An 11,716-nucleotide genomic window follows, 5' to 3' on the forward strand; every position below is an offset into this window, starting at 1 on the left:
TAGCAGATACAATTTGCTAAAGCAACACCATCAGTTTAGTTTCTGGCTTCCTATAACACATTACTTGGAAGCCATTCTTCTAATATATTATAGGGAATTTTAGAATTAATTATACTTTCTCCCATTTTAACATTAGGCTTGAGTTTTCCATGATAATCACTTCCGCCAGATGCATATAGATTATGATCTTTGCAATAATTAAGCAGAAATTTTGTTCTTTCAACTGAATGCAGAGAATGATAGCATTCTATGCCATCAAGAGCATCTAAGGATATTATTGAATTAAGAAAATCTTCATGATTTTCTGCGAAATATCCATAAAGATGAGCAAGAAATGATTTGCCCCCTGCTTTTTTTATGAGGGCAGCAGTTTCTTCTACAGTAAGACAATCTTTCATTTGGTTCAGGAAAAATGGACTATCTGGATTATTTACGCAAGTTCTGTAAAATGCATTAAGACTTTCCCATATAGCTTTATCAAGATGTTTTTCGTTTTCAGGATAATTCCTTAGATCTGCATGCATTATTTGAGTTGCAAAATACTTTCCTCTAATTGATAAATTGTCACTATATTTAAGATTAAGATTTCTACAAACTTCCATCAATTTTTTTAGATAGGTATTTTCTCTTTCATAAAATTTTTCATCTGAAACAATTCCTGTTGAATTTATTACGTCTAAATCTATACCATATCCTAATATTTCAATTGGCATTCCATTGTGGACAGCAGAAAACTCACAGCCAGGAATAAGCTTTCCCTCATAGTAGTTATGTATATTTATATCCTTTAGCTTTTTATAAGCTCCAATTGAATCATGATCTGTAATAGATATATATTTTAACCCTAATTGCTCTGCCTTAATAAGAATATCTTTAGGTTCATCTGAACCATCTGACGTAGTTGTATGTAAGTGTAGATCTATCATAGTTATACAGCTCCTCTTTTGTATTTCTATTTATATATATATTTTATATAACTTTATATGTTTAAGGCAATAACTAAAAAGGTCTAATTCAAAATGCTGCAATAAACCTAACACAAATAACGTAGTTTTTGTATGTAATGCTAGGTAGTACATGCTTTATTTTCCATTGAAAAGGCTTGTCTAGAAATTTAAACTTAATATAAGTTTTAAATTAAGTTATAAGGAGAAGTCAAATGCTTTTTAAGACTAAAATAACTATATGTAGTTTAGTAATAATTGTACTTGCTGCAGTAATTTTCTTTACATTCTCGGGACATGCTTTAAAAAAAGCTGCAAAGTTAGGTAATTCCACTGATAAGCCAGCTAAGGTCAATACTTCTGAGCCAAAGGTTGTAAGAAATGATAATTCTAAAGATATTTCCTCTGCTAAGGCTAATGAAGCAAAAGCTGATGTGCAAGCAATGGCTCTTAGTTCAGACTTAAACAATTACGTGTTAAAGGTTATACCGTCCTATGAAGGGGGTAAATATCCTTATCTTTTAAATACCGATTATGATCATTATAATGGAGTAACTCAAAATATTATTTATAAGGGTTCTATAATGGCAAAGGCTGACCCGGATGGAAGCAGATCAAGCCATTGTGTAGGATTAACCTATGAGGTTTTCTTTAAGGCAATGCAGGAAAGAAACAAGGAAGCTGGTATATCTACAGATAACTTCAATAACATGACTATTAATAATATGAAGGATTTTATGCTGACCTGGTATAATGCAGAAGGAACACCTAAGTCAGACGGGGATCAACTGGCAGGGGCAATTGTCAAATATGGACTTGGTACTCAAATTAAAAGACTTGAGGATGCAAAAGCAGGAGATTTTATAGATTTTAGCAGAACAATGTCAGGCCATTCTGCAGTATTTATTAATTGGGTTAGGGATGACAAGGGAAATATAGTAGGCTTTAAGTACTGGTCAACTCAAGAATCTACTAATGGAATTGCCTATAAGGTAGAATACTTTAGCGATAATACTGAAAGTGCATTCAAGGGCACTGTAAATAGAAATGAACTATTTATTGGAAGAATTGGACCAATTTCTAATTACAAGTCCTTCTAATATAATGGGCTTAAGAATTTAATTAGTAAGAAAGTAATAGCAGATATACACCTTAAGTTTTGTGATAGCTATGCGATAAATAAAGCATAATAATTTCATTGCATAAAACTAAAGAATGAGGTGTAACTATGGATAATGGATCAAATGGGGGCGTATTGCAATCCTTTGAGGAAATTATGCAATACCTTCCAATATTTTTTGAAGATGATATTTCATTTGGAGTAACAGATACACAAAAGTACTTACTAGTGCAGAACTGCGAAAAACTACCTATCAATGCAAAGCCTGGCGATTCTATTCCAGAAGAAGGGGCAGCTGCAGCTGCATTAAAGTCTGGAAAGGTAATTATAAAGGATATACCTAGGGAAGTGTATGGAGTTCCTTTTAAATCCTATGCAATACCAATAATTGATAATCAAAAGAATACAATAGGTGTTATTCTTGCAGGTAAAAGTTTGCAAAGAAGAAATGAGATTTCAGCTTTATCTGAAAACCTATTAGCTTCTCTTCAACATATATCTGCGGCACTCCAAAATATTAATTCAGATATACAAAATGTAGTGGATTCAAATGTAGACATTGAGAATGAAGTAAATGCTGCCAAGGAGAGTACAAGAGGAACAGATGATATAATTAAATTTATACAAGGTGTTTCAAGTCAAACTAATATGCTGGGGCTTAATGCAGCAATTGAATCAGCAAGGGCTGGTGAGTTAGGCAGGGGATTTGGGGTTGTAGCTCAGGAAATAAGAAAACTAGCTGGTTCAAGCAGTGAATCTATTAAAAAAATTGAATATGTTTTAAATAATATTGAAACTTCTGTTAAAAACATTGCACTAAAAGTTAATACAACCAGCACATCAATAGAAAGTCAGGCAGCTGCCCTCGAGGAAATTAAGGCTTCCGTAGAGGAATTGACTTCTACTGCGCAGGTTTTAGAAGATCTTTCAAAAAGGTTATAAAAAAAAATAATATATAATTAAGGTTTTAAATAAAAGAAGAGGAGTGACATTAAATTTATGTCGCTCCTCTAAATTTGCGTTTTAATATAATAAATCCTTTATTTTAAGTATTACATAACTTAAATAAGAAAAATTTGGGAAAACTATTGCTTTATTACTACCTTGTGGTACAATATAGTTAAGAACTACTATGTACTACAAGGGAGGCGATGAATAGTGTATGATAAATCTCAAATGATGAGGGGGACACTAGAAGGGTGTATTTTAAAAATTATAAGTGTTGAGCCCACCTATGGCTATGAAATAGTCGTGACCCTTCAAAAATTCGGCTTTGAGGATGTAAAGGAAGGTACCATTTATCCGCTTCTTATAAGACTAGAAAAAAAAGAAATCATTTCATCGGAGTTTCGCTTATCTCCACTTGGACCAAGCAGAAAATATTATTCTCTTACGGAAGCAGGAAGAAACCTTTTGTATGATTTTACAGAGTGTTGGCACAGTGTATCTGGTACCGTTAATACTATTTTAAGATTGGGGGAAGAATAATGGGTAATTATTTTAATAGTGTGTTTAATTCCAATGGATTTGATATTCTGGTGAAGGAAAATAAATTAAGAGCTGTGTATCTGTCAGATGAAGATAAAAGTATCCTTAAGAAGCTTATAAGACGTCTTTCTGCTTCAAAGCTTTCGGCCTTTGATATACAAACCTCTAGGAAGGATTTTATAGGGATGGCCCTAGAAGCAGAACAAAGAGGAGAGAATTTGAATAGTGTAATAGGAGATGATATGAACTCCTTTTGCGAGGAAATTATTAATAATGGAAGAAATAAAGACTGGAAAGAAGCTGTAAGCCTTACCTTGCCATGGGTACTTTTTAATTTAACAGTTTATTATGGGGTTACTATCTACGGCGTTTATAATTCCTGGCCGCTTACTCTGAAGATAAATCTTCTTGACAGCATTAACTATCTCCTTTGGGCCCTCATAGGTATACCTTTGGGAAATTATTTAAGTGGGAGAACTGAATTTGAAAGTAAAATAAAAAAATCACTTCCCTTTTGGATTGTTTTTGGTATACCTCTTTTTTTGAAAGTTTTAAATAATAGCTTTTCTTTAAGACAGGTTGTCTTATTTGAGGTTATAGGCTGGGTTCCCTTAGCAGTTATGACTATTCTTTTGATGTTGTCTTATTTTCTTCGTAATAATTATCTCAGAAGGCTTGCTAAACAATACAATTGGAGCGATAACTAATTATATACAAGATTATTAAACTTATTTTTAGTTTTAGTAACAAAGTTAAATTGATGGGCAAATGACATTGTTTTAGTTTTTAATAAATAAAGTTATATTTGTGGGGGTGAAAATAGTATTTTACCCCCATTTTTTTACCTCTTACCACTTTTATATAACCTGTAAATGAGGAAGTCTTTTAATGTAGGCCAAAACTTTATATAATTTTAGTAAGGCAGGTGATAAGGTGAAAATACGCATTGAGATAATTAATGATTTGGAAGAGGATGAGGTGATAATACGATGTCCGCGGGTAGACGATACAATAGAGAAAATACACCATTATGTTTTAGAACAGTCTTTAAGCAAAACTAAAATTACTTTTTATAAAAAGAATCAGGAGTTTTATTTTCCACTTGAAGATATTTTATTCTTCGAAACTGAAGGTGAGCATATTTATGCCCATACTTCAAATGAAGCCTATACTGTAAAATACCGCTTATACGAATTAGAAGGTATTCTTCCAAGGTATTTCGTACGAGCAGCTAAGTCTGCAATAGTAAATATTAGGCATGTATATTCTATTACTCGCAATATTACAGCTTCCAGCCTTATAAACTTTAATGACTGTCATAAACATGTGTATGTTTCCAGATCTTACTACAGCGAATTTAAACATCGTTTAGATGAAAGGAGTAACTATGAAAAATAGAAATTGGTTTTGGGGAGTATTCTTTTTACTATCGGCAATATTTGTTATCTTAAGCCAAGTTTGGTTCTTTCTTGGAATTAGCGTTACAAGCATTTTGGCATCGGTTTTTCTTGCAGCCTTAGCCATTAGCAGCCTCTTACGACTAGAATACTTCGGGACTTTTATACCGTTATCAATACTTTATATTATATACAGCAAACCACTTAAACTCTTTTATATTTCACCTTGGCTTTTAATTTCTTCAGCACTTTTAATAAGTATAAGTTTTAGCTTATTATTTCCAAAACGTAAAAAGAAGAAATTACATTTTTATTATAGTTCAGAGAAAATTAATCATGCTAGTGAGAATATTGATAATAATAATCCTTACGTAAAGGTATCCTTAAATTCAGCCAGCAAGTATGTTCATTCTGATGATTTACATGGAGGACAGTTTATCTCAAATCTTGGGGTATTGGATGTGTATTTTGACCAAGTTAAAATTAGTTCAGAGGGTGCAAAAATATTTATAGACTGCAATTTAGGAAGCATTAATTTGTATATTCCAAAGGATTGGAGATTAAATGAGGAGCTTCATTCATATCTAGGGGAAGTAAAATATCATAACAATCCAACTAATCTTCCGGGAAATGCACCTAAGGTTACACTTACTGGTAAAGTAGTTTTAGGTGATGTGAAAATATTTTATATTTAAGGAGGTGGAAGCTTTGATTCAAACAGATACAGCTATTTCAGTAAGTGGTCTTGAAAAGTCTTATGGAAACCTAAAGGTACTTGATAAAATTAACTTTACAGTTAAAAAGGGCAGCATTTTTGCACTGCTTGGCTCTAACGGCTCGGGGAAAACAACAACTATTAAAATTCTATCTACCCTGCTCTCTGCTGACAAGGGAAGTATACAGGTCTGCGGTTTTGATGCTGCTATGAAACCACGTAAGGTAAGGGGAGCAATTAGTCTTACAGGCCAGTTTGCAGCAGTAGATGATGTTTTAACAGGACGAGAGAATTTACGAATGATTGGAAAGCTCAGGCATCTTCCTAATGTAAATAAAATGGTAGATGAATTATTGGAACGCTTTCAATTGTCAGATGCAGCAGATAGGAGAGTAAATACTTATTCCGGTGGAATGCGAAGAAGGCTGGATCTTGCAATGAGCCTAATGGGTAATCCGCCTATACTATTTCTAGATGAGCCTACCACGGGGCTTGACCCCCAGAGCAGGCTTTCTATGTGGAAGATAATTAAAGATTTGGCCAGTAGAGGTATAACAGTATTTCTAACAACACAATATCTTGACGAAGCAGATGAGCTTGCTGATCAGATTGCCATACTTGATAAAGGGAAAATTGTAGCTGAAGGAACCGCAGGAGAGTTAAAAAAATTGGTTCCCCATGGATATGTGGAGTTAAGATTTAACGAAAAGAATGATGCTGAATTGGCGCTCAAGCTCTTAAATAGCTATAAACCAAGCCTAAATGAGGAAGAATGTTCAGTATCTATAACAACAGATGGGAGCATCAAGGAAATAACCAGTATCTTAATCAGTATAGAAGCTGCGGGACTAAACGCTGTAAGCTTCTCACAGAAAGAACCTACTTTAGAAAATGTTTTCTTAACTATAATAGGTGAGAATAGAGAAAGGAGGGGCCCAATTGTATAGTAGAATCAGGGATGATATTTCAGATATGTCTGTAATAGCAGGACGCTGTCTTAGACATGCTTTTAGAAGCATTGATACGCTAATTACAGTAGTTGCTATGCCTATTATGATGATGCTTTTGTTTGTTTATGTGTTTGGCGGGTCAATGAATACAGGAAATGTAAATTATTCAAATTATGTGGTGCCAGGTATTGTTCTGATGTGCATTTTAAGCGGCACTCCCTATACCTCTGTGCGGTTAAACATGGATATCAAAAGGGGGATTGTGGACAGGTTCCGTTCAATGCCTATAGCAAAATCCTCCATATTGGCTGGACATGTATTAACCTCTGTAGCCTTCAATATGTTTTCTTCTCTTACAGTCATATTATTTGCCTTTATAACCGGGTTTAGACCAAAGACAGACTTCATGGGCTGGCTTCTTGCTCTTGGTATACTTCTGCTATTTACATTTGCGATGTCCTGGCTGGCTGTAGTATTCGGCCTTTTGGCAGATAGTTCGGAAGGTGCAGGAGTGTATGCATATATAATTTTAGTTATGCTGTTTATAAGCTCAGCTTTTACGCCAACTGATTCTATGAACAAAGCCCTTCGTGTGTTTGCGGAGCATCAGCCTATGACACCAATTATTGAAGCTGTACGGGCTTTATTCCTTAATGTACCTGTGGGAAATAATGTCTTGATTGCTATACTGTGGAGTATAGGTATTCTTATTGTTTCCTACATTGCTTCAATGTTAGTTTATAAGCGTAAATGGGCATAAACTAATGGCATCTATATGGGTTATTACTTATTAAAACAAGTAATAACCCATATGGATGCCTAATTAATTTTATTTATTTCTTAAATTAAATCCTAGAGCTTTAGATAAGTTATCAATATTACCGTGAAATTTGAAGTAAGAAGGTTTATTTTTATCCTCATAAATTATAAGAAACGGTGGCTTATTTTGAGGAACTATTATATATACTTCATTAACTTTTGCTGTTAAGCTTTTCTTATGCATTTCAACAGGAGGATTAAGGGTAACCCTAACTTTATATCCTTCAACTGTAAGAGGGCTGATTTTACCACAAAAATTGTCTATGCTGTTCACCCAGCTTGAAACTATATTATTTATTTCTGAATTCACCTGTACAGATTTAATTACAATATTTTGTTTTGTGTCTATAATATCTGCACATGGAGAACCCATGGCAAAGCTGGGTATTGATGGTAGTAGCATTGTAAATAAGAGTAGTATTACTAATACCTTTTTAGTCATATGAATCACCTCATTATTTATGTTTCCACAATGCATCATCATTATTCTTGAGGATATTCTTTGAACCTTTTTATAGGGAAAAAGGGCTAGAGCCCAAACTATAAAAGTCTGGGCTCCTGCGAGCTGTTTTTTTAATAATTATCTTTTTACTACATTGAAATTATCCTCGATAAGCAGCCAGTTTTGAGGGAATGGAATTCCTAATTTCCAATAGCTAATACCTCTGAGGTTTAGTTCCTTTATTAGATTAAATTTTGCCTGAACTGACCTAGCATCTTCAAACCATACTGTATGATGTTTTCCATCTGAAGCTGTATAGTCAAAATGGGGAGCCTCTGCAGTGGTATCATAGCTTATAGGTACATTATGGTTTGCTGCGAGTAAAATGGCATCCTGAGGGCTCACTGCCTTTGCTGTACTACCCTGTACAAAAGGAAGGGTCCAATCATATCCATACAAGTTTTGGCCCATCATGATTTTAGAACTAGGCATTTCTGTTAAAGCATATTCAATAACCTGTCTAACTTGAGGAATTGGAGACACAGGCATTGCCGGACCACCGCTGTAACCCCATTCATAGGTCATTATAACAACAAAATCTGCAATTTGACCATGTGCTCTATAGTCATGGGCTTCATACCATTCGCCTGCTTGGGTGGCACTTGTTTTTGGCGCCAAGGCTGTAGACATTAAGAAGCCCTGGGCACTTAACCTCGCTTTAGCCTTTCTTAGGAAAGCATTATAGTTTTCTCTTAATTCCTTAGGCAAATGCTCCATATCAAAATGTATATCTTTAAAGTTAAGGCGCTTTGCTGTTGCGATGATATTGTCAAGTAAAGTATTTTGAAGCTGAGGATTCGTTAAAATAAGTCTACCTAATTCCGTACTGAATTGTCCTTGTTCAAGGTTGGTAACTGCCATCAGTAAAATCGCACCACTGTTATCAGCAATTGTTCTAAAATTGTTTAGAGGAGGTTCTCTCAAGGTGCCATTTCTTTGGATTTGGAAACTGAAAGGTGCCAGATAGGTCAAGTGTGGAGCCGCACTTCGGGCTGACTGCTCTAATTCAGGGGAAACCCTACCAGCTATGGGTTCCACGTATGCATTTGTTTCTACACTCCTTCTCGGTTGAGGAGGAATATACAATCTTAATCCAATGGTGAGCGGGGTGGTTGGTGATATTCCATTAACTCTCGCAAGGGTCTGATAATTTATGCCGAAACTTCTTGCTATGCTGTATAAGCTGTCTCCTGATTGTACCCAATAAAAGCTTCCTACAATAGGAATTACAAGTGCCTGACCCACTACTAGGTTATTTGGATTTGGAAGTTCGTTTGCTCCAGTAATAGCGCCAACAGTAGAACTATATGTTTGAGCAATGCTAAATATAGACTGTCCTGCTTCAACAACATGAATTTGCATAGTATCTCCTTTCACTTATGAATTCATCCATTATTATTTTATGAATTAGCAGGAGAAGTGTACCAGTTTTCTTATAATTATTATGGAATTTAACTAGTGCTTAATTAATTCAATTACAGTCATAACCACTCCCATAGCCATAAAGCAAATACCTACAATTTTTTGCAGCGTCTTTTCATTTACTTTATTAGCATAACGTGAACCTAGAATTCCCCCAAGTACTGCCCCTATAGATAGGAAACTGCCAAATACAAGGTCTATACTGCCTCTAATCCCATAGCCAATGGTAGAAGAAAGAGCTGTTATAGCCATTATTAAGGTAGAAGTACCGATAGCCTTGTGAAGTGGATATGACATTAGAATTATTAAAGCTAAAAGTATCATAACCCCGCCGCCAGCTCCGAATATTCCACTTAATATTCCAATACCTAATCCTATAATTAGGGCAGCTAATATTTTTTGCCATTCTTTATTAAAATGAACCAATTTACTAATAGTATTTGATGTATCTTTTTTATCTTTATAGCTTTTACGTAACATTGATAAACCTGCTATAATTAACACAACTCCGAAGTAAGAGGATAGTTTACCTTCCGGCATTTTACTTGCAAATAATGCTCCAAATTGAGCCCCAACAATTGAGGTTAAAGCTATCCAAATACCTGATTTTATATCTATATTACCATTCTTGAAGTAGGAATAAGATACAGTTAAAGAGGCTATAACATCCACAAAAAGACTTGTGCCTATTGCAGTGTGGACACTAAGTTTAAAGAAAATAGTTAAAATTGGAACTATAATCATAACTCCACTGGCACCTATAAGACTAGTTATACCGCCAGTTACAACACCTATGGCAATAGCCAATAAAAAAAATATGAAATTCATAAAAATGTCACTCCTTTTGATACTTTTATCTCATTGATAGACTCATAAATCCAACTAAAAAATTGATGTTTTCTTTCTTATCCTTTGGATGAAGCTCTAACATTATTAATGTAGAGGCTAATAAAGCTTCTGCTAATCTAGTTTCAATCTTGAAACATTTATTAAGTGACTCTGCCGTATTAAAACATTTAAAGAAATTTTCAACTCTAGAAATTAAGCTGTTTTTTAAATTAATAATCTCTATATCATCTTTCAGCTCATCTACTGAAGTATTTATCAAAAATTTCCCTAAGCCATTTCTTGCTTCAACATCTTCATAAAGTGTGCTTAGGAATTTTGTAAGCTTTTCTTCTGTAGAAATAGTCAGTTCATTTATTATATCAAGCTCATTAAATGTATCTTGCCAGCTCTCTTTAAGTATGTTTATATAAAGCTGCTTTTTATTTTGAAAGTAATTATATAGAGTTCCAACAGCTACCCCAGATTTTTTTGATATCATTCTCATATCAACATTAATGTAACCGAGCTCAATAAATAAATCTATTGCAGAATTTTTAATGGTTTTCTCAACATCCTTTATTATTTTTGGCATAAGATCACTCCTTATTATGAACGATGGTTCAAATAAAATACAATATTATTATATGCCTTTGGCTTATAAATGTAAATAAATTTTAATATTCTGATTAACTTGTGTTACTGCTAAAGAATATGGAAAGATACCAATGGATAAATTACTGAAATTTAGGAGGTACATGTAAGAATGGAAGTTGCTACTGGAAAGGGTTTATCAATAAAAATAAGATAAATCATGGCTAGTGAACTGACTCCATGGCTGGTTGGAGATGTTCACTAGCCATAATTTTTTTGTTAAATACAAATCTTAATCATAATTAAGAACGGCAATACCCGAATAATCTTTTAAAGTTGATTTATTTAATTCCAATTCTTTATATTCTGCTGCCTTTAGTCCTGCAGCCGAGATGAATTTGTCAACCTTGGCAAATACAAGACCTACCGGCCCTAATGCTTTTGTCCTGTAGTGCATTGGTATTACTATTGTAGGATTTAGCTGCTCCAATACTTTTACTGCATCTTGAGCATCAATGGTATAACCGCCGCCAACAGGAAGCATTAATATATCCACAGCTCCTATTTCCTTCAATTGCTCTGAAGTTAGAATATGCCCAAGATCACCACAGTGACAAACATTTATATCCTCAATTTTAAAGTTATATATAATATTTTTTCCCTTCTTGGCACCAAAAACATTATCATGAAAGGTTTCAATTCCTTTTATCTCTATACCATGCTCGTTGAAACTGCCTAGTTTATTTATGTGCACAAAGCTGTTTTTTAATGCATTAATATTATTATGATCACCGTGCTCATGACTAGTAGTCACTATATCTGCTTCAATTTCATTCGGCAATTTGTAGCCTAACACATTTTTATAAGGATCTAGTAGTATTTTTGTACCTTTTCCTGTAGTTATCATAAAGCAAGAATGTCCGAACCATTTTATTTTCAT

The 11,716-nt window shown here is 34.0% G+C and carries 14 protein-coding genes; 8 read left to right on the forward strand and 6 right to left on the reverse strand.

Features of this window, described 5'->3' with window-relative positions:
• Positions 1–50: 50 nt before the first annotated feature.
• Complete coding sequence (locus ACJDUG_RS01420; protein ID WP_406768088.1) at positions 51–926, reverse strand: PHP domain-containing protein; 876 nt, start codon at positions 924–926, stop codon at positions 51–53.
• Between the two features lie 233 nt (positions 927–1,159).
• Between ACJDUG_RS01420 and ACJDUG_RS01425 the strand changes: the two genes are divergently transcribed.
• From ACJDUG_RS01425 to ACJDUG_RS01460, 8 genes are all read left to right on the forward strand, one after another.
• Positions 1,160–2,044, forward strand: a complete 885-nt coding sequence (locus ACJDUG_RS01425; RefSeq protein WP_406768089.1) for a hypothetical protein — start codon at positions 1,160–1,162, stop codon at positions 2,042–2,044.
• Positions 2,045–2,172: 128 nt separating this feature from the next.
• Positions 2,173–3,006, forward strand: a complete 834-nt coding sequence (locus ACJDUG_RS01430; RefSeq protein ID WP_406768090.1) for a methyl-accepting chemotaxis protein — start codon at positions 2,173–2,175, stop codon at positions 3,004–3,006.
• Positions 3,007–3,222: 216 nt separating this feature from the next.
• Positions 3,223–3,552, forward strand: a complete 330-nt coding sequence (locus ACJDUG_RS01435) for a PadR family transcriptional regulator (protein WP_406768091.1) — start codon at positions 3,223–3,225, stop codon at positions 3,550–3,552.
• Complete coding sequence (locus ACJDUG_RS01440; protein WP_406768092.1) at positions 3,552–4,259, forward strand: hypothetical protein; 708 nt, start codon at positions 3,552–3,554, stop codon at positions 4,257–4,259. Before ACJDUG_RS01435 ends, ACJDUG_RS01440 begins: the two co-directional genes overlap by 1 nt.
• Before the next feature lie 226 nt (positions 4,260–4,485).
• Positions 4,486–4,950 carry a LytTR family DNA-binding domain-containing protein gene (locus ACJDUG_RS01445; protein ID WP_406768093.1) on the forward strand — a complete coding sequence of 155 codons (465 nt, stop codon included), beginning with the start codon at positions 4,486–4,488 and terminating at the stop codon, positions 4,948–4,950.
• Entirely contained in the window at positions 4,940–5,644 is a 705-nt protein-coding gene (locus ACJDUG_RS01450) for a LiaF transmembrane domain-containing protein (RefSeq protein WP_406768094.1), read from the forward strand. The genes ACJDUG_RS01445 and ACJDUG_RS01450 overlap by 11 nt, the downstream gene beginning before the upstream one ends.
• A 16-nt stretch (positions 5,645–5,660) precedes the next feature.
• Complete coding sequence (locus ACJDUG_RS01455; RefSeq protein ID WP_406768683.1) at positions 5,661–6,611, forward strand: ATP-binding cassette domain-containing protein; 951 nt, start codon at positions 5,661–5,663, stop codon at positions 6,609–6,611.
• Positions 6,604–7,374 carry an ABC transporter permease gene (locus ACJDUG_RS01460; RefSeq protein ID WP_406768095.1) on the forward strand — a complete coding sequence of 257 codons (771 nt, stop codon included), beginning with the start codon at positions 6,604–6,606 and terminating at the stop codon, positions 7,372–7,374. Before ACJDUG_RS01455 ends, ACJDUG_RS01460 begins: the two co-directional genes overlap by 8 nt.
• Positions 7,375–7,443: 69 nt before the next feature.
• Here the strand turns inward: ACJDUG_RS01460 and ACJDUG_RS01465 are convergent, their stop codons facing one another.
• From ACJDUG_RS01465 to ACJDUG_RS01485, 5 genes are all read right to left on the reverse strand, one after another.
• Positions 7,444–7,875 carry a hypothetical protein gene (locus ACJDUG_RS01465; protein WP_406768096.1) on the reverse strand — a complete coding sequence of 144 codons (432 nt, stop codon included), beginning with the start codon at positions 7,873–7,875 and terminating at the stop codon, positions 7,444–7,446.
• Between the two features lie 138 nt (positions 7,876–8,013).
• The gene (locus tag ACJDUG_RS01470) at positions 8,014–9,312 is read right to left on the reverse strand and encodes a LysM peptidoglycan-binding domain-containing protein (RefSeq protein WP_406768097.1); all 1,299 of its coding nucleotides are present in this window, start codon (positions 9,310–9,312) and stop codon (positions 8,014–8,016) included.
• Positions 9,313–9,390: 78 nt separating this feature from the next.
• Positions 9,391–10,185, reverse strand: a complete 795-nt coding sequence (locus ACJDUG_RS01475; RefSeq protein WP_406768098.1) for a sulfite exporter TauE/SafE family protein — start codon at positions 10,183–10,185, stop codon at positions 9,391–9,393.
• Positions 10,186–10,210: 25 nt separating this feature from the next.
• The gene (locus ACJDUG_RS01480; protein ID WP_406768099.1) at positions 10,211–10,777 is read right to left on the reverse strand and encodes a TetR/AcrR family transcriptional regulator; all 567 of its coding nucleotides are present in this window, start codon (positions 10,775–10,777) and stop codon (positions 10,211–10,213) included.
• A 291-nt stretch (positions 10,778–11,068) separates the two neighbouring features.
• On the reverse strand, positions 11,069–11,716 hold the full coding sequence (locus tag ACJDUG_RS01485) for an MBL fold metallo-hydrolase (RefSeq protein WP_406768100.1): 648 nt from the start codon (positions 11,714–11,716) through the stop codon (positions 11,069–11,071).

This window comes from Candidatus Clostridium stratigraminis (assembly GCF_045310675.1).
GTDB lineage: Bacteria > Bacillota > Clostridia > Clostridiales > Clostridiaceae > Clostridium_AT > Clostridium_AT stratigraminis.